This window comes from Bacillus sp. ISL-7 (assembly GCF_018613065.1).
The window spans coordinates 1-18,399 of sequence record NZ_JAGGQW010000097.1 but is presented as its reverse complement, the minus strand read 5'-3'; the positions used below and the strand labels follow the sequence as shown (position 1 = coordinate 18,399).

General features: G+C 36.5%; 15 protein-coding genes and 2 pseudogenes. 11 read left to right on the top strand and 6 right to left on the bottom strand.

The features are described from left to right. Positions 1–257: 257 nt before the first annotated feature. Both J7E66_RS30190 and J7E66_RS30185 read right to left on the bottom strand, forming a co-directional pair. Positions 258–737, bottom strand: coding sequence for a CBO0543 family protein (locus J7E66_RS30190; RefSeq protein WP_215007403.1), 480 nt, complete (start codon positions 735–737; stop codon positions 258–260). A gap of 228 nt (positions 738–965) precedes the next feature. Next, positions 966–1,806: pseudogene (locus J7E66_RS30185) on the bottom strand (tyrosine-type recombinase/integrase). Positions 1,807–2,029: 223 nt separating this feature from the next. Here J7E66_RS30185 and J7E66_RS30180 point away from each other — a divergent pair. Continuing rightward, positions 2,030–3,124, top strand: coding sequence for a GerAB/ArcD/ProY family transporter (locus J7E66_RS30180; protein ID WP_215007399.1), 1,095 nt, complete (start codon positions 2,030–2,032; stop codon positions 3,122–3,124). A 253-nt stretch (positions 3,125–3,377) separates the two neighbouring features. On the opposite strand, the gene J7E66_RS30175 is transcribed toward J7E66_RS30180, so the two are convergent. Then, positions 3,378–4,604, bottom strand: a complete 1,227-nt coding sequence (locus J7E66_RS30175) for an IS110 family RNA-guided transposase (RefSeq protein WP_215007396.1) — start codon at positions 4,602–4,604, stop codon at positions 3,378–3,380. A 394-nt stretch (positions 4,605–4,998) separates the two neighbouring features. Continuing rightward, positions 4,999–6,222, bottom strand: a complete 1,224-nt coding sequence (locus tag J7E66_RS30170) for an IS110 family RNA-guided transposase (RefSeq protein ID WP_215007393.1) — start codon at positions 6,220–6,222, stop codon at positions 4,999–5,001. A 444-nt stretch (positions 6,223–6,666) separates the two neighbouring features. Here J7E66_RS30170 and J7E66_RS30165 point away from each other — a divergent pair, with 444 nt between their 5' ends. The 6 genes from J7E66_RS30165 to J7E66_RS30140 all read left to right on the top strand — a co-directional run bounded on the left by J7E66_RS30165 (position 6,667) and on the right by J7E66_RS30140 (position 12,552). Further along, entirely contained in the window at positions 6,667–7,920 is a 1,254-nt protein-coding gene (locus J7E66_RS30165) for an ATP-binding protein (RefSeq protein ID WP_215007390.1), read from the top strand. Between the two features lie 110 nt (positions 7,921–8,030). After that, positions 8,031–8,462: a hypothetical protein gene (locus tag J7E66_RS30160; RefSeq protein ID WP_215007387.1), complete on the top strand. Its 432-nt coding sequence runs from the start codon at positions 8,031–8,033 to the stop codon at positions 8,460–8,462. Positions 8,463–8,473: 11 nt separating this feature from the next. Beyond that, on the top strand, positions 8,474–10,411 hold the full coding sequence (locus tag J7E66_RS30155) for a CD3337/EF1877 family mobilome membrane protein (RefSeq protein WP_215007384.1): 1,938 nt from the start codon (positions 8,474–8,476) through the stop codon (positions 10,409–10,411). 92 nt (positions 10,412–10,503) lie between these two features. Next, positions 10,504–11,541, top strand: a complete 1,038-nt coding sequence (locus J7E66_RS30150; RefSeq protein WP_215007381.1) for a bifunctional lytic transglycosylase/C40 family peptidase — start codon at positions 10,504–10,506, stop codon at positions 11,539–11,541. A gap of 16 nt (positions 11,542–11,557) precedes the next feature. Further along, positions 11,558–12,091 (top strand): hypothetical protein, encoded by a 534-nt coding sequence (locus J7E66_RS30145; protein WP_215007378.1) that lies wholly within the window; start codon positions 11,558–11,560, stop codon positions 12,089–12,091. 179 nt (positions 12,092–12,270) lie between these two features. Next, positions 12,271–12,552, top strand: coding sequence for a transition state genes transcriptional regulator AbrB (locus J7E66_RS30140; RefSeq protein ID WP_215007375.1), 282 nt, complete (start codon positions 12,271–12,273; stop codon positions 12,550–12,552). Positions 12,553–13,496: 944 nt separating this feature from the next. On the opposite strand, the pseudogene J7E66_RS32180 reads toward J7E66_RS30140, so the two are convergent. Continuing rightward, positions 13,497–13,738 (bottom strand): annotated as a pseudogene (locus tag J7E66_RS32180) (cation transporter dimerization domain-containing protein); the annotation flags it as partial. Between the two features lie 970 nt (positions 13,739–14,708). Here J7E66_RS32180 and J7E66_RS30135 point away from each other — a divergent pair. The 3 genes from J7E66_RS30135 to J7E66_RS30125 all read left to right on the top strand — a co-directional run bounded on the left by J7E66_RS30135 (position 14,709) and on the right by J7E66_RS30125 (position 16,456). Next, on the top strand, positions 14,709–15,176 hold the full coding sequence (locus tag J7E66_RS30135) for a hypothetical protein (protein WP_215007372.1): 468 nt from the start codon (positions 14,709–14,711) through the stop codon (positions 15,174–15,176). A gap of 147 nt (positions 15,177–15,323) precedes the next feature. After that, positions 15,324–15,806: a hypothetical protein gene (locus tag J7E66_RS30130; protein ID WP_215007369.1), complete on the top strand. Its 483-nt coding sequence runs from the start codon at positions 15,324–15,326 to the stop codon at positions 15,804–15,806. Between the two features lie 416 nt (positions 15,807–16,222). Further along, entirely contained in the window at positions 16,223–16,456 is a 234-nt protein-coding gene (locus J7E66_RS30125) for a hypothetical protein (RefSeq protein WP_215007366.1), read from the top strand. A 150-nt stretch (positions 16,457–16,606) separates the two neighbouring features. On the opposite strand, the gene J7E66_RS30120 is transcribed toward J7E66_RS30125, so the two are convergent. Next, positions 16,607–17,140: a tubby C-terminal domain-like protein gene (locus J7E66_RS30120; protein WP_215007363.1), complete on the bottom strand. Its 534-nt coding sequence runs from the start codon at positions 17,138–17,140 to the stop codon at positions 16,607–16,609. A gap of 164 nt (positions 17,141–17,304) precedes the next feature. Between J7E66_RS30120 and J7E66_RS30115 the strand changes: the two genes are divergently transcribed. Then, positions 17,305–18,174 carry a protein kinase family protein gene (locus tag J7E66_RS30115; protein ID WP_215007360.1) on the top strand — a complete coding sequence of 290 codons (870 nt, stop codon included), beginning with the start codon at positions 17,305–17,307 and terminating at the stop codon, positions 18,172–18,174. Positions 18,175–18,399 lie beyond the last annotated feature (225 nt).

Here is an 18,399-nt window from a genome sequence, read left to right as displayed (position 1 = left end):
AGATGTACATTATATGGTAAAATATGGAGTATTAGCTAACTCCTTTATTTAACTATGCCTTCACGAAGCCAAATGATCTGAATTCATTCCAATTACCCGTCATTCTATTTATAGAGGTTATGAAATCCTGCGAATAAGTGAGCATTCAAGAGATATTCGTATCAAGCTGAGGGAGTTCAACAAGACTAATGTCGTTTTTGACTCTTATCGTGTATTTAAATTAATACAAAAAGAGGCAGTCCACCTGCCCCTTTTTATTAATGAAATTTAGTTTTAAAAAACCAGTTGTGAAAAGCTTGTGATAAGTAATCTGTTATCCAAATTGTTATAAAGCTCCAATACCAAGTCCATTTTTTATATTTAATTAATTTTGTATATTTCACTGCAATAATTTCAAAGATGACTATTACTGAAGTACTAATAAAGTAATGTAGGGTTTTTAAAAGGTTAGATTTATTTTTTGGGTAGTACAAACTAAATAAAGCACACAGTCCAGGATATATAAAGTATTCGAATGAAAAATTAGCTTTATTTGCCTTTTTGAAAAATAATCGATATGGATAGGAAATTAAGTTTTTTTGTACCACTAGTAATCCAAAAATCCATGTTAGTGCTTGTTTAAATAAAAATATAACTATTGTTTCACGAATTTTATTTTTTGGTGTCAATTTTATTAATAATAGTGACACAATTATCCAGGATGAAATTTCGATCGTTTTCTCTGCTTTGTATTTCATTAATTATCCTCCTTTATTAAATAGTCTTTACTCCTTGAATTGATTAATGCAATTCTAGTTTGAGGATAAAATTATAATTCGACCAAGGCACGAAAAACACAACAAAAACACAAAGAGTGTGTATTCACAATACGATGATTTTAAGCAATAAAAGTCTGTTGCTTATTCCAGTAACGGGGGCAATAGTGAAAGGCAGCGGAGCGTCCGTTGCCTTTTACCAATCCATTTTTAAAAATATTTTTTATAAAATTCTCTTCTAAGGTTTCCACTTAACTGAGCATAAATCCTAGTGGTCTCGCTTTTTTCGTGACCAAGTAAACTTTGAATTACATCAATTGGAGCTCCGTTGTTCAATAGGTGTGTGGCATAGCTATGGCGTAGTTGGTGTGGATGAATTTCTTTGTTGATCCCTGCCCGACTTGATATTCTTTTTATGATGTACCTCATCTGCCCAATACTCATTCTATGTGGGTGCCGTTCAGTAACAAAAATAGCTGGGTCTTTATCCTGGCGAAGGTCTAAGTATCGCTTGAGCCAGATTTTCACACCGTATATTAAAGTAGACCTCCCTTTCCTTATCACCTTTTCCAAGCACAATGGCAGAATGATTTGACCAATTAATGCAATTTTTATCAAGAGAAACAATTTCACCTATTCTACAACCAGTTGAAAACATAAATTCGAATAATGCCTTTTCCATTGGAGTAAAACACGCTTCCCTCAAATGTTCAATTTCTCTCTCCGTTAAAAATTTTGGAATCCGTTTTCCTTGTTTAGGTTCTTTAATTTTGGCAGCTGGATTTTTTGGCATATGCCCTTCCTCGTGTGACCAACGAAATATCGATTTAATAAATCGAATTCGATGAGCCAAACTTGATGGTTTTAGGTGTTCACTGGATTTTGCTAAGTATCCTTTCAGCTGATCAGTCGTCAATGATTCAATATTCACATCGTTAAAGAATTGGATAAGTAGCTTAGATTGGAGCCTATACGCTTTTAATGTATGAGGAGAGAATCCTTCAATCCTTTTATCTGATTCATAAAGTTCCCAGGCTTTTGATAATAACAAAAAAATTTCCTCCTTTTCAGTTAAATAAGAGGAATTATTGTCTTGATTATTGAAATGGAAACGTGCAGATATTGAACTATCGTGGCAGGTTAGTTGAATAAGGAATTTTTAATTAAATGGATAAAATGGATAATTTCGCAAAGAATAATCATTATAAATTTACCTTGCAGCATTATGTAATTAACTAGTTAAATGATATTGACCTAGGATGGAGTTAATAGGGATGGAAATAGAAAAAATTAGCTCCGGACAATTTTTCATTTTGATTTTTTTGTTTGAAATGGGTACTGCACTTGTACTTCCAATTGGATTTTCATCTCATAAAGATGTCTGGCTTTCAATATTAATTGCCTCTGTTGGGGGAATCCTTTTATTCCTTCTGTACGATTACCTTTTTCGTGAGTATCCAAATTTTCTTTTAAGTGGGTATGTCCGAAAGATTCTTGGAAGAAATTTAGGCTGGATAGTTAGCTTATTATATGCAATTCTTTTCATTTATACCGCTTCTAGAGATTTAAGGGAAACTGGGGGATTACTAGTGTCTAGCGTATATAACCAGACACCCCTTATGGTTATTGAAACGATGTTAATTATAGTAATAATATATGCACTATACAAAGGTCTAGAAGTTTTAGCTAGAACAGCAGAGATATACTTTGTGGTTTTAATTTGTTTTGGTTTATTGGGGAGTACTTCTGTGTTATTATCCGGTATAGTTAACATCAGCAATTTCCAACCAATTCTTGAAAATGGATGGAAACCTGTCTTAAAGTCAGCTTATCCCAATATATTAATGTTTCCGTTCGGTGAAATCTTTTGTTTCTCAACCATTTTTCCTAATTTAAATAAAACTCAATCCGGAAGAAAAGTCGGAGTAGCAGCATTAACGGTTAGTACCTTAATTTTAAGCTTTATTCACGCTCTTGAAATATCCGTTCTTGGAGAAACTAGTTATAGCACTTCTGCTTTCCCTCTATTAAGAATGATACAAAAAGCCCACATAGGAGAATTATTAGAACGTCTAGATATTTTCGCGATTATTGCACTGATTATTTGCGTATTTTTTAAAATATCTATTTATTTATTAGCCGCGATTAATATTATATCGGACATATTTAATGTTGAAAATAAACAAAAGTTAACAGTTCCTATTGCATTCATAGCTCTTTTAAGCTCCTTAATAATGGCAAGTAATATTTCAGAGCACTTTAAAGAAGGGGAATGGGTTATAAAGTTCCTCTTGCCTATATTCTTTGTTGCGATTCCCGTGTTACTTGTTGTAGTTCACTGGATTCGGAAACGATTAAATTCTTTATAAACTAATCTAAATGAAGAAGTAGGCTTGGTTACCCAAAAAACAACATAGTTAGTAAACTAAAGGGGCGATTCTTCAAGAAGGAGGTCGCCTTTTTCTTTTTTACAGGAAAGATTGTGAAATATTGTACTTAAACTATCCTGAAAATAGTAATGGGTAAAGGGCATTTTTGGCAATACGAAACTAAACCCTGTAAGATCGATTTTTTTTAAAAAGATCTGGGGTTCTAATTTTAACTATATTTTTATGACCATAGCTATGCTATTGCTTCAACTGTTACTTTACAACCAAGAGTCTCTAACCGTTTGATAGATTGTTTGATCACGATTTCTTTCTTTCGTCGGTCAAAGTAATCTGCGCCCAACTCAATATAGGGTTCTCTTCTCTTTAACATGTGATATGCAATTGTTAATATGGTATGTCCAACCGCAACTGCTGCGCGTTTTTTACCAACTCTTGCCGCCAAACGTTGGTATTGGGAAGATAGGTAGGTGTTTTTTGTCCTAGCTGCCGAATGTGCTGCTTCAACCAGTGCGGCTCGCAATTTTTTATTACCTTTTCTCGTTTTTCCGGACTTTTTTTTGCCAGCACTTTCATTGTTACCTGGAACCATACCAGCCCATGAACATAAATGAGGAGCCGAAGGAAACTGGTTTGAAATATCTATGCCAATACCGATTTCAGCCAAAAGTTGTTCGGCGTGACTTCTGCCAATTCCAGGGATAGAATCAAGCAATTCAATATCTTCTTCATAAGGCTGCATGCGTTGCTGGACTTCTTCACTTAACAGTGCAATCTGTTGATCCATAAAGTCAATGTGTGAAAGTTGAGTTTTTAACATCATCTTTTGATGGGGTCCAACGGATCCTACTAAAGCACGTTCTAAATCATCCTTTTTTTTCTTCAAACTTCTTTTAGCTAGGCTTGATAATGTTTGTGGATCATTTATACCGTTAATAATCGCTTCAATCATTGCTCGACCTGAGACACCCATAATGTCAGTCGCAACTGAAGAAAGTTTAATATTAGCACCTTCTAGAACCTTTTGGATTCTACTAATCTCCCTAGCCCTTTCTTCAATTAGACTACGACGGTATCGAACTAACTCACGTAGTTCTCTTTGTTCCCTATTAGGGATATAACTGTGTTGAAGAAGACCGTGGCGAAGCAATTTCGCAATCCATTCTGCATCTTTAACATCAGTTTTACGCCCCGGAACAGCCTTGATATGAGCAGCATTTACAACCATCGGTTGTATTTCTTCAAGTTCTAGTAGATTGTAGATTGGCTTCCAATACACACCTGTACTTTCCATGGCAACATGAGTACAGCGTTTGCTTTTAATCCAATCCACCAATTGGAAAAGTTCGTGTGTCATCGTACCAAATGTTTCAATTTCTTTTCCTTTTGGAGTAATCGCGCAAGCGGTAATACTCTTTTTGTGAACATCAAGTCCACAACAGCGATTATATACAACATCCATTAGTAAACCCCTTCCTAGGCTGAAGTAAATTAAGGCTGGTGCAACAACCATATAAGATTAATCTATCCTGCGTGCTTCTCATTCGAGAGCAACAATTTGTGGTGCACCTGGTCGTAGTGAATCAGTCTACCATGCGGGCTTAAAAGCACCATAGTTCATCGACCTTCCTTCGCCAGCCGTATTATCAGGATTGACAGGAGGAAGGGGAACTAGACTAGTATAAAAACATTTTCATTCATTTGATGGTGCCGCAACGCGGCATGGTTGTCTACCATGAAAATTAACTTCTGTAACACAGAGAAAAAGGCAATACTAAAGAGGACGCAGCTCAATCATTTTTTAAAAAAGGGGAGAGCGCCAGATTCATTGATCTATGGTTTAGAAAGTAACTGGATTAAGAGGCTTTAGGTTCTTCTAACGTAACGGTGTATCCTAAACTTTCGAGTCGTCTCAGTGAATGTCGAACGATAGATTGTTGTCTCTGCTTATCAAAGTAGTCTTCGCCTAAGTCTACATACATTTCTTTTCGGGTTAAGAGATAATAAGAGATACGTAACATTGCGTGAGCGACTACAATACCAGCACGTTTCTTACCTTTTCGGGATGCTGTACGTCTATACAGTGCTCCGAGATAGTTTTTGGATCCTCTTACTGAATGAGCTGCTTCTGTTAACGCCGATCTTAAATACTTATTTCCTTTTTTAGTTTTGGCTGATTTTCTTTTTCCAGCACTTTCATTTTGCCCAGGAACTAATCCTGCCCAAGAACACATATGAGCTGCAGTGGGGAATTGTTTTTTTACATCAGTCCCAATTTCGGATAGAATTTGCTCAGCCATTCTGGTCGCTATACCAGGAATCGAATCCAATCGTGATTCATCTTCCTGATGGGAACTGACTCTGTCCGCAACTTCCTTATCAAGCATCTCGATTTGCTCAGTAAGAAAATCAATATGACCTAAAATGGTTTTTAACATGAGGAGTTGATGTGAATTAATGTAGCCTTTTAGGGCGAGTTCCAGTTCTTCTTTCTTTTTTTTCATGCTGCGTCGGGCGAAGTTTGCTAGTTTTTCAGGGTCCTCTTCACCATCGGCAATGGCATCAAGCATTTCTCGTGCTGAAACACCTAACACATCTGAGACCACAGATCCCAACTTAATGTTCGCGCCTTCTAACACTTTTTGGATTCGATTATGTTGTCTGGCACGCTCCTCGATAATACTTCGACGATATCGAACGAGTTCACGCAATTCACGTTGATTTCGGTCAGGGATATAACTGGCTTTAAGTAATCCATGGCGAAGAAGTTTGGCAATCCATTCTGCATCCTTCACATCTGTCTTTCGTCCTGGAACAGCCTTCATATGTTGGGCATTCACCACTAAAAACTCGATATCCTCAGCTTCCAGTAAATTCACAATAGGCTTCCAATAAACACTCGTGCTTTCCATGGCGACATGGGTACAATTATGTTGTTTAATCCAGTCAACCAACTGTAAAAGAAATACAGTTTTAGTAGAGAACGTTTGAATCTCCTTTCCTTCAGGTGTCAAAATACAGGCAGTAATATTGTCCTTATGGACATCCATACCGCATGCTCGTTCAATGACTACATCCATTGAAAACATCCTTTCTACGGCGATCATTATAATTAGAGGCTGGTGCAACAACCAGAATAGGATTAATCTACCATGTGTGCTTCCCGTAAGGGAGCGACAGTCAGTGGTGCACCGTGGTCGGTGGAGTCAGACTAACGGATGGGCTCTAACGCACCATAGTTCAGCGACCTTCCTCTCCCAGCCGTAGAATCAGTATTGACGGTTCTAACCCATTTTCATTCTCTGTGGTGAAGCGCTGATTTTTGCGCTTCATGGATGGCTAACGGGTGCGTTAGTTGAACAGGGCGAGAGCTTTTACATGAATTAGAAAATCAAATTAAAAATCAAGGAAAACCACTTCTTAGAACTCACATCCATTTTGTTGTATATGGTAAGACGAAAGAAGAAGTCCGAAAAAGAGCCAGAAGGCTCATCATCGATTTTAAAGACCAACAAATTGAAATTGTGCAGCCATTAGCCGATCAACTCCTTTTATTCCATCAATCGTTACCAGCAGCTAAAATCGTAGCGGAAGATTGGGAACAAGTTCTTACTCCTGAATCGTTCGCGGAATCCCTTTTCTCTCTTACACGCAAAATTGGTAATACGGTAGGTTTTTATTTAGGGAAAAACATCTCTCATGAAGGAGAAAGCATTGAAAGCTCTCAATCTCTTGTTTTTTATCATCCCTTTTTAGCTCATTTGGGCCTAAAAGGTTCCAAGTACTCTTCTCCCCATGTTACGATCTCGGGACCAACGGGGATGGGGAAATCTTATATGTTAAAAGATATCTTACTGAATTCCGTCTTTTTTGGGGCCAAAATCCTGATGACGGACCCCAAAAACGAACTCGAAAAGAAATTCAAAGAGGCGCTTACGCCTGAAATGGAGCGTAAAGCCCCATTTTTTAAAGAGTTAATTGAAAGCTTTAACTATATTACTCTATCAAGTGAAAAGAAGGATGCAGGGAAACTTGACCCCCTTACCTTCCTTGAAGGGGAAGAAGCTCAGGATGCAGCCGTGGGTGTTCTTGAATATTTATCCGAGCTTCAGTCGAATGAACGGAATGTGAAAACGGCCATTTATAAAGATGTCTGTTATATTATGCAGCAGGATAAAAAGCCAGGGCTTTTAAAAGTTGTGCGCTATTTACAAGATTCTGACGATCAGGATGTTCAAAATGTAGGCGACTTGCTTTATGAAATCGGCACAAATGGGGTTGCAAAGTTAATGTTTTCAGAGGGGGATGTGGAAGGGATAAGTCTTAATGAACAAGTGAATATCTTGCAGATTCAAAACTTGAATCTTCCAGATGAAGGCGAGAAGGCTGCCACTCGTGACGAACACATTGCCGTTGCACTCATGCAGCCATTAGCGAAATTTGCCACGAAATTTGCTCGTGATGATTCGGTCGTGAAGTTAACCATTTTCGAAGAAGCGTGGATGCTGATGAATACAGGCGCCGGTGATCGACTCATTAATGAATTGTTGCGTACTGGCCGTTCCTTACGGTCAGCCGTTTATATCATTACACAGTCCACTTATGAATATAACAAGCCACAAATTAAAGAAAATATAGGAACGAAATTTGCTTTTAAAGCAAAGACGACAGAAGAAGCAGCCAATATCATTGAGTTTCTTGGCATGGAGGATAACAAAGAGAATCGGGATATGCTGAAAAATCTGACAGAAGGTCAGTGTATTGTAGAAGACATGTAGGGTCGTACTGCCAAAATTCAAACTGATGTGTTGTTTAACGAATGGATTAGTGCCTTCAATACAAAAGAAAAGGACCGAGGCAGAGCAGAAACCGAGGAGGCATTTATTTGATGAAAAAACTATTAATCTTAATTATTGCTTTGATTGCACTATTAGCGGGGTGCAATCAGGGAACTTCTCCTGAAGAAATTGCAAAAATCGCATATGAGTGGGAAAAAGCAAATTTTGATAATGAGTATGACAAACAGCAAGAATTTATTTATAAAAAAGGTTCTTATGAGGTTGATAAAACTGCAAAGAAGGTAGATTCAGGGTTGGAATATAAAGATATACGTTTTGAAATTTACTATGACGAAGAATTAGAGAACTACTATGTTTTTGCAGATTTCGATAATCCAAAGGGTGATAATGCGGTAGAGGATAATATTGTTTTTCGTAAAAAAGCAGATATGTGGAAAGTTGATACAAGTAAAAGTTTGAATGTTAACCGTGATGAAATTAAACAGAAATTTGAACGGGAAGCTTGTATCCACTGTAAATAAGGAGGGATTGGATGAAATTCCTGAAACGGGGAATAGGGATATGTTTTGCGATACTTTTTCTCCTTATGCCAACAGCTTCACTTGCCGATGATATCTCACCAACTATTCAGAAAAAAGAAGTAACCGTTGGCCGTGTGACATTGGAAAGCAAGGAATATCCTCTCGAACATTACAGGATGGAAGCGAATATTGGGGACGGTCTTAAAGATACTGGTGATAATGCCTTACATGCCATTAATCAAGGAATGTGGGGTTTTAATAAAACAGTTGCTAGCTTTACCCTTTATTCTATTGATCAGCTTATGTCTTTCGATTTAATTAGTATCATTGCAAGCGAAGCAGGCATTATGAGTCAACGAATCTATGAAATTATGTCAGGGACTTTCTTATCCTTGTTTGTCATTTTTGTAGGAGGAGCTGCGGCATGGCGTTATTTTGTCAATCAACAAGTCGGTCATGCAGTAAAAGCAATCGTCGGCGCTTTGGCTATCATGGTTCTCACCTTTTGGTTTTATTCAGATGCAACAGGAAATATCAAATGGCTGAATGACAGAGGGGCGGAACTAGAAGGGATTGCCAGCTCGGTAAACGTTCTTGTTAGTTCTGATGGATTTGACAGCAACGCAGCCTATAATCCCAAAGAAGGAATGGCGGTATTAGAAAATCAATTGTTTAATCTTATGGTCAAGCGTCCGTATTTACTTTTAAATTATGGCTCAACGAAGGAAGCGGATATTGTAAGTGAGGATCCAAACCGAGTAGATAAACTTTTGGAAATTAAGCCTTATACAAAGGAAGGAAAAGAGAAAAGAAAAGTTATTGTAAGTGATGAAGTAGCCAATTTTGACAACAAGCAAATGACACCGGATTTTAGCGGTGAACGATTTGGGTATTTAATCGTTACGATCATTTCCACCATTGCCCTTTCGATTCCTGTTTTGTTGTTAGGAATCTTTAAGTTTTTGCTTCAAGTATGGTTCCTAGCCTTAGTGATCTTCACGGGAATTCCACTCGTTCTTTCGTTAATCCCCTCTTATAGTGAAAGTGCGCTAAACCACGGAAAAAAGATCGTAGGCGTGTTACTGATGAAAGCAGGATTGGTGCTTTTAATCGCTGTCATTACGGGAATTGTTAGCTTGCTTTACGAGTCGGTCAAAGTCACGAATGGAGTAGAAGGCTATGCATTTGTCGTTTTCTTGATCTGTATTACCATGTGGGGCTTATTTAAATACCGATCTGAACTATTCGAAGTTGCTTCAGCAGGGATGATACAAGGTCAGCAAGTCGTCGAGAGAGTGACAACAAACTCCTTTAGTAAGATGGGTGACGCTGGCGAAAAAGGGTTCAAAGGGGCAAAAAGAATGGTGGGGCAGGTTTATAAAAATCATCAGTATAAAAAACGTCAAGAAGGGTTTCCATTAGGTGAAGAAGGAGCAGGACAGAAAATGGCTTCAACTGCTACACCTGGTATAGTAACGAGTGGAACCCGATCAAAACACCGAAATGCAGGGGGAGAAAATACCCCTCAAAAACAAGAATCTAGCAACAATATAGGGCAACAAGTTATTGGTAAAAGTGGGAAAACTGCAGCTGCTAGATTGGCAGCAGGAGCAGCCCCACGTTCAGCTTCACGAAATGCTGGTATTGTGCATTTAGATGATTACAAAAGTGGAAAAGGTGAAGAGGCTAGTAAGAGTAGTCATTCTAGTCAGGCGGCTCGAAATTCCAATCGAGAAGCTAGAAAAAACGAAGAGGTTAAACCTTCCTCTCACTGTAGTCCGTCAGGAAGAATGGACAGTAAAAATGAAGTAGCAGCTTCAAGAGAATCGGACAAACATCTCACTCAATGGGAAGCTCAACAACAAATTAAATCGAGAAATGCGAATCCATCTACTGAAAATGTCAAAAGATCAGAAAGTAGAAACCCAAGCACTAAACAGCGAAAATAATGTTGGAGAAAAGTATTATGACGCAATTACATTTTATTTCATGAACAATGCTTGTTTCACTGCGTCAGAACTGCTTTTAGAAAGGAGAGCCTATGCAAGGTGTTTTAGAGAAAGGTGTAAAAGTTGCTAGAACTATAGCCGTTCTTAAAAACCCTTTGACTTCGATTATTGCTGGTATCCTTCTTCTTCTCACATCTATTTTCGGAATCGCTTTATTTATTTCTATTAGCTTGGGGGGTGAGAATCAGTTTGAAGGAGGAATGTCGGGAGAAGGATCCGGGGGCACAGCTAAAGTGTCAGCTGATGTTTTGAGATACGAGCCTTTAATTCGGAAGTATGCCGAACAAAATGGAGTTGGAGAATATGTCGGATTGATCATGGCCCTCATTCAACAGGAGTCCGGTGGACGGCAGTTAGATGTGATGCAATCTTCGGAATCAATCGGACTTCCTCCTGGAACCATAACTGACCCTGAATATTCGATTCAAATCGGAGTGGAACATTTTGCAAAGGTGATGAAGCAAGCCAAAGGCGACATAAACCTAGCTTTGCAATCGTACAACTTCGGAAATGGCTTTATTGATTACGCATTACAGCGCGGGGGATATTCCAAAGAAACAGCTAGTGAATTTAGTCAGTTGATGGCTGCTAAAATGGGATGGTCCCGATACGGTGACGTGGATTATGTGGAACATGTGCTTCGCTATTATAATGGTGGAAATGACATTGTTGTCGTTGTAGGTGATGGTACCCAACGCTTTGATGTGGAGGAAGTCCTTGCTATTATGAATCAGTTTCTTGGCCGACCTTATGTGTGGGGTGGTAGAACACCAGCAGCAGGAGGATTTGATTGTTCAGGGTTAATAGAATATGCCTTCGTACAAGTTGGAATTGATCTGTCCGGGACAGCTCAATCACAATACGACAAAACGATACCCGTTCCTGAAGATCAAATTAAGCCTGGCGATTTAGTTTTCTTTTCTACCTACAAACCAGGAGCTTCCCATGTTGGAATGTATGTGGGAGATGGGAAATTTATTAATTCGAATAGCGGCGATGGAACGTCCTATTCTTCTGTTGAACAATGGAAAAGCTTCTATCCCTTTTTAGGCTTTAGACGGATTCAGTAATAGAGGTGAAAAGGTCATGGAACCAAATAAAAAGAAAAATTACATTTTACTAATGCTTGGATTTATCGCTGCTGTCGTTTTTATTGTGTATGCTTTCAGTTTAAGAACACAATTACAAGAAGTCAGAGCGAACCAACGCAACTATGAAGAGAAGATCGCTTCCTTATCATCTATCCAAAACACGGAAACTTTAGAGGTAAACCGAAAATTTCTAAAAAACTTCTTCACCTACAAAACGACCGCTGAACGATATAAGAATATTAAGCCCTTTATGACCGATCAGGGATATAAGGCGACCCACCCTTCGGGAATAGAACTTCCGAATTCGGACCAATCAGTTCAATCTTCAATGGTAGGATTAAAGCCTTTTGAATATCAATCCTCAAAGACAGAAGCTGAATTTTTCAATGAATTTAAGCTAAGCACAGAATTTAATAATGTTACCAACACGGAAACAGTCATTGTCAAAACGTCCTTGATCTATGTGAAAGAGCAAGGCTGGAAAATAGATGATGTTGAGTTTGTCGGACAATTAACAGGTCGAGAGTAAAATTAATCGTATATTGAAAGGTTAAAAAAAGGAAGAGAATAAGGGTTAAATAAATGGATATTAATACAAATTGACGAATATGGAAATTAACTAGTATTATATTTTTAAAGAACATGTCGAAAAATGACGATTATTAATAGAGATATATTTTTATGATTTATAAGAAGGAGAATAGTTAAATGAAATCTACTGGAATTGTTCGTAAGGTTGATGAATTAGGTCGTGTAGTAATTCCTATCGAATTAAGACGTACACTTGATATTGCAGAAAAAGATTCTCTTGAAATTTACGTTGATGGGGATCAGATCATCTTGAAAAAATATAAACCAAATATGACTTGTGTAGTAACAGGTGAAGTTTCTGATAAAAATTTTACTCTTGCTGAGGGTAAATTAATCCTTTCTCGCGAAGGTGCAGAAAAATTATTAAAAGAAATTCAACAATCATTCCAATTAGCGTAATAAAAACTCCAATACCTGATAAGGTGTTGGAGTTTTTTACTTGAATTATTTATTTGAACGCGATTTTAAGGCGTTTATAGTAAATATATAAGTAATAAAAGAATAATTAATGAGAGCATGAGCGCGGCAGCACTACAGACTGATCAGAAAGCAAAGAACGCTTTCTGTCATTCTGACGCTACGCTTACGTGTCGCTTCGGCATTAAAGGAAAGGCTAACCAGGGGGAGTAATTCCCTCTGGTCAAACTCCCCCTAGGTTCCGATTTCCTTTACCTATCGGCCATACCGAACGAGCCGAAAACCTAAAAAAATAAAAAGAATAAATTATTAAAGGATTAAAAGATTAAAGGATACCAGGCTAACGCCTGCTTTGATTGATATTTTTCCCTTTTGCCTTCTGAATCGTAAAACAGCGCAAGCCGACTAAGCTTCCAGCCGGTAGGACACCCGAACCTTTCCGGCTGAAAACTAAGACGGCTAGTCAATGGGTCAAGGGGCAAAAACTTTTTTATTAAGGGCGCTATCGCAACATAAAAAACTTTTATGCTAAGAGCGCCCTTGACCCATTGACTATGCGTGTTTTTCGTTCTACTTGCAAAAGGGGAAAAATAATCCCCCTTTGGGGAACCGAATCGCTTCGCAAGTCAAAAGGGAAAAAAGTTCGAAGGAGGAAACCCAAAAAGATGGAAAACATTAAAAGCTTCCCTTTGGGGAGTCCAATTAATGAACAGAGGAGAGGATGAATTAAAAATGAAAACGTGCCCTTATTGCGGAAGCAATTTAGAAGTATCGTCTTTGGCTCTTTGACTATATGGTTTCAACAGTCCATTTAAAACGGGTTCTTTAGTTCAATATTCGCGAGTATACTCAGCTACCCTTTATAATATTGCGATCTTCATCAATCGGGCGCAATAATTGAAGAACCGATGGACTGTTCAGACAGCTCATTTTTCTATTTGGATCGTTGTATGAGTAATTCCAAAGTTGTTTTCAATTAGTTTTATTGCTTGTTGTAAGATGTTTTGTTCATTTTTCATTATTTTTTAAGTAAATGACAAGTTAAAGAATCTAATCCTGATGTTATTGCCTAAATGTGTAAATCGTGAATATCTTTAACATCTTCAATAGAAAATAATACTTTTTTTACTTTCTTTTGGTCAATTGTAATCGGGGTACCTTGAGTTAACTGAAATTGCATATCATATACACAAACTAGAGGTGATTGATAACTGTAAAATAGAAAAACAATAAGCGACCATGTTCATCCTAATCAGAATGACATGGTCGCTTATCTTATTTCCTCACTCATTATTTTTTACTAATCCTTTCATTATAAAAAACTTATTTTAAGGGGGCTTAATAATGAACTCATACTAGAGTTTTAAAACCTAAATAATACCTATTGATTAATATGCCTTCAGCTTTCGCTAGTCTTGTGGTATCACCCTCTATTTTATATAAATTACTATAGCTTGTACTTATCATACAAAAAACAGTTTTTTATCTAACAGATTGATTCAGAAAAAGAAGATGGTTTCTCTTAGGAAAAATGTGATCATGTTAATACCCAGCGTTATGTATAAAACGCTTTCGCCTAACTCATTTCATTGGAATCACCTTCTTTCAAATTAGTCTAATCTGTTATCTACTTTTTGTGTATCGTTTGATTGCTTGTCCTTATTATATTTAGTAATCTTATTATTGTAAATATTCAAAAAAATTAGATTTTTATATGTAATCGGTGTTTTTCTCTTTCTTTCTCTCTTTTTCTACAAGTTTTACATGTTTTAGAAAATTTTTAAGGTTCTTAAGAAAGACAAACCTAATGGCTATTTTGTTGCATTCAATAGCCATCCGATTCTGAGGGGTTTTATAATTTCTAATAATTGTTACTATGTAAAATAGGTAGACAAAGAAATGTTCTTTTCTTATTCCCCAATATCCTAAGTTTGTCGATTATTCAAGAATAGGGCGCAATTCTGTAGTAAGGATTGTGTTCTTTTTTATGTTAAGGGCCAGATTGTGGAAAAACACATTTAAAGTAATTTGGTAAGCGTGAATAGATTGTGAATATTTTCACTTAAACTAACGTGGCAGGTTAGTGGAAGAAAGGTATCTGAAGTATTATTGTATTAATAGTGAAGGGAGGTACCAAAATGATACTTATTTTATTAGAACCTGAAGTAGCAGGAGAAATAGGGGAAAAAACTACTTTTTCAAATAATACATATGCAAATGGAATTAAGGAGATATCTCATCTTAATTTTGAGTTCCAAGGTTGGCTTGGTGATGAATTACTCGAATCAACCCCCTGTTTCATTGTTACAGAAAACCTTGCAGACTCAATTCAAAGCAGTGAATTGAATGGTTTTATGTTTAATGAAGTTGAGGTAACTGTTTCAGATTTGTTTAAAGAACTTTATCCTAACAAAATACTTCCTAATTTTAAACGGCTAATACCGATGGGCAAAGTTTTTGTGGGGAATGGTAAGTATACTGGTTGGTCCCAAGAAGACTTTTGTTTGTCACAAAACTTAGAATTAGTAGTTTCAACAAATGCATTTGAAGTTATAAACAAACACAAATTAAATCATTGTGATGTAATTGAACTGAACAAAGATTAAGAATTTCCTTGTTAAGCTAACGGGTGCTTGAGTTGAACTACGGGGATTGCTGCGGCGAAAGGAACTGAATAGTTTAGAACCAATTTACAAAAGATAAGAATGGTTAGAAATAATTTAATTGGGCAAAAGAGGATTAGGTGATTTATTATGGAATTTATGAAGTACCAAGGTGAATGGTATGTTTGGATATTATTCCTTATTTCGATATTAATTGTGATATTTATGCCTAAAAAAAATCTAACATGGGCAGGGATATTAGTTACATTAGGTGTAGCTGGACATTTAACTTGGATCTCTGATTCTATTGCAGGGTCGGTATTTGATTTATTTGACCTTGCAAAGAGTAATACTACCGAGCTTAGCGATTCCTTTCTACTTAGCTTTGTTCCTGCTTGTATATCGGTAATTTATGTTAATTTTTATAACTCTTCAAAAAGCTGGATTTTTGCATTTACCTTTACGTTATTGTCTTTTTTCTTAGAATTAGGCTTAGTTAAAGTCGGATACATGGTAAACAAAAACTGGGAAACATGGTATGGGCTACCTGTTTATTTTATTATCTATAGATTCTTTTTTCCGTGGTTCTTCAAAAAAATTACTACTAAAAAGCTAGTAAAAGTATCTTCTTGAATTAACGGTTGCAAAGTGGTGCAGGTCAAGTTGTCATTTTAACAGCTTTTTTTATTGCACTACCATGAAAATTAACTTCTGTGAGACCCGAAAAATGGCAATTCTTAAATAGACGCAGCTCATTCATCTTTTTAAAAAGGGGAGGAGCGTCTGATCGTTGGTGTTTATTAACCAATGCAAGTTAAGGAACCTAACAAAAGTTGGTTTTCTGCAGAATCCATCATTTGTAGAATGGATTAAATTAATAATTTTTTAGGATGGAACCTCAATGGTTACATCCTTTTTATTTTAGTAAACATAGGGCATTGTGAAGCAATGTACTTAAGCTAACGGGGCAGGTTAGTTAAAGAAAGAATATTCAATACTCTAAACGAATGATACAATATATCTATCCGTTTTTATTTGGAGGGAACTGATTGTTTCGTAAAATGACTTCAAAAAAGGAATTTTTGTATCTAGGTGTTGTGGTAGGTATATCAGTAGGGCTGTTTTCTGTAACACATTCTATAATATGGCTTTATTTAATGGCTTTATTGATTTTTTTACAAGGCTTTATTTTTGGAAAACCAACAAAGAAGGATATTATAGTAGACGGTGTTGGATTAGTATTGTTAATCCTGGTTTTTACAATTGGACAACATTCCTTCTAAAAAAGTTATATAAACAAATAGAGAAATATATAATAGTGTACTTAAAGTAACGGGTACACAAGTACAAATTGGGTTGCTACGGCAGCCCTTTTCTTGTTCCACTAACGGGGCAGTTTAGTTGAACAAAAGTTTGATTTTTGTACATTAATTTTAAGCACCGTAATAATAGAACGTATGATATAAAACGGCAGCAAGACCTGCGACTTCCTGCGTCGTTGATTTTATAATAATAGTATCTAATTCCGACTTTTTGAACAACGAAATATTTGTTTTAATAGGCATCGAAACACTGGCTACTTGTTTATTGTCGCATTTTAAGTAACCAGCACTCGTATAATCTTTTTCAAAAAAATATTCGTGGTTATTTAATCTAAAACGATATGCCTTTTCAATTAGTTGAACTCTATTGGAAGCTATCTGCACGGTTTGTGAGGATAAATGGTCAATCAATTTGTACCTAAAGCCTGGAAACAGGCAGTCTATGGTATAAAGTGGTTTCCCAAACGCATTAGCAATTTTATAACTATAGGGAATGCCACCACGTAATGAGTTGTGGACGATACGGGCAAGGAATTTATGTTGTTGTTTTCTTATTTCGAATACAGCATCTCCTTGTTCGTTTATTATTGGTATTATTGTTGAAATATGCACCTTTTCAGGTACTTGATAAGTAAACTGTTCCATAGTATCCTCCAGCACATTCAATTGAACATTTATATTATATAACACGTCGGAGACATTTATAGTATCATTTCTTATTGAACAAACGGGGCAGTTTAGTTAAAGAAGGATTCTGTAATTAGATGGGAGAATTATATAGGATAATTAATAAAAGGGGAACATTTAAAATGCCAGTGAAATTAGAAGTTGAAAATATCATCAAGAATCTTCTAGACAAGGGGATTATTAATCTGAATGATCAAGATATTAATATGATGAAGGGAACTACTGATGGACTCGTTTATACTTTATCAGAAAAAGGTACACCAAAATACGTTTTGAAACTTGATCACTCAGAACAGATAGATTTTGTGGAAAAATTTCTTCAAGCTTACCAGAATGTTAGTTTGTTACCTAAACTACTTTATACCGATCCTGAAAAGGAATTTATTGTGTATTCTTTTATTACAGGAACAACTCATTACAATCGTGGGTCCAAAATTAACTGGATGATTACTTTGGCTAAAGAACTATTCAATCATTACAAAAAATACGATCAGGAAGCAAAATGGGGCAGGTTAGGGATACCGAGACAATCCTGGTATGAATTCAATACAATAAGTGTGGAATCAGCGTGTATAAATATAGGTGATTTACTGCCAATTGAAGATTATTTCAAAGTGAAATCAATTGTTGATCGAATAGGAAAAGATGAAAATAATGAAGAAAAGTACCTACTTCACGGTGACACAGGTGTCCACAATTTCGTTTTTAACAATTCAGTTTTAACTGGAATAATCGATCCTTCACCGATAATTGGACCTGTAATTTACGACTTCACTTATGCTTTCTGTTCATCTCCAGATGATTTGGATTTAGAAACACTACTTGCTTCATTCGCTTTGCTTAATAATGTACCTATTGAAAAATCAAGACTTATAGAAGAAGTAGTGGTTCAGTTATATACACGCATCGGAATTTGTGTAAAGGTCCATCCACACGATTTAGAGGCTTACCTTAAAGCGTGGGAATATTGGAAACTCATTATTCCTTCTTAAACTAACGGGTGCTTAACTTCTATAAGGGGGGGTGCTGAGGCAGCCTTTTTCTTATGGCACTAACGGGGCAGGATAGCATTCCTGTAGATCGTTAAATATCAGGTTTGAAAAAAATAAAGCCCCTCAGTAAGATATGAGTATAGATACCACTCTAACTCAGAATCTTAAGGAGGAAGCCCTACTATGAATTTTAAAATGCAAGACAAACAAAATCAACTAATAGAA

What these genes read in the sequence shown, in the direction of transcription:
- J7E66_RS30190 (WP_215007403.1), bottom strand. Translation starts at nt 737, where the DNA reads ATGAAATACAAAGCAGAGAAAACGATCGAAATTTCATCCTGGATAATT.
- J7E66_RS30180 (WP_215007399.1), top strand. Translation starts at nt 2,030, where the DNA reads ATGGAAATAGAAAAAATTAGCTCCGGACAATTTTTCATTTTGATTTTT.
- J7E66_RS30175 (WP_215007396.1), bottom strand. Translation starts at nt 4,604, where the DNA reads ATGGATGTTGTATATAATCGCTGTTGTGGACTTGATGTTCACAAAAAG.
- J7E66_RS30170 (WP_215007393.1), bottom strand. Translation starts at nt 6,222, where the DNA reads ATGGATGTAGTCATTGAACGAGCATGCGGTATGGATGTCCATAAGGAC.
- J7E66_RS30160 (WP_215007387.1), top strand. Translation starts at nt 8,031, where the DNA reads ATGAAAAAACTATTAATCTTAATTATTGCTTTGATTGCACTATTAGCG.
- J7E66_RS30155 (WP_215007384.1), top strand. Translation starts at nt 8,474, where the DNA reads ATGAAATTCCTGAAACGGGGAATAGGGATATGTTTTGCGATACTTTTT.
- J7E66_RS30150 (WP_215007381.1), top strand. Translation starts at nt 10,504, where the DNA reads ATGCAAGGTGTTTTAGAGAAAGGTGTAAAAGTTGCTAGAACTATAGCC.
- J7E66_RS30145 (WP_215007378.1), top strand. Translation starts at nt 11,558, where the DNA reads ATGGAACCAAATAAAAAGAAAAATTACATTTTACTAATGCTTGGATTT.
- J7E66_RS30140 (WP_215007375.1), top strand. Translation starts at nt 12,271, where the DNA reads ATGAAATCTACTGGAATTGTTCGTAAGGTTGATGAATTAGGTCGTGTA.
- J7E66_RS30135 (WP_215007372.1), top strand. Translation starts at nt 14,709, where the DNA reads ATGATACTTATTTTATTAGAACCTGAAGTAGCAGGAGAAATAGGGGAA.
- J7E66_RS30130 (WP_215007369.1), top strand. Translation starts at nt 15,324, where the DNA reads ATGGAATTTATGAAGTACCAAGGTGAATGGTATGTTTGGATATTATTC.
- J7E66_RS30120 (WP_215007363.1), bottom strand. Translation starts at nt 17,140, where the DNA reads ATGGAACAGTTTACTTATCAAGTACCTGAAAAGGTGCATATTTCAACA.
- J7E66_RS30115 (WP_215007360.1), top strand. Translation starts at nt 17,305, where the DNA reads ATGCCAGTGAAATTAGAAGTTGAAAATATCATCAAGAATCTTCTAGAC.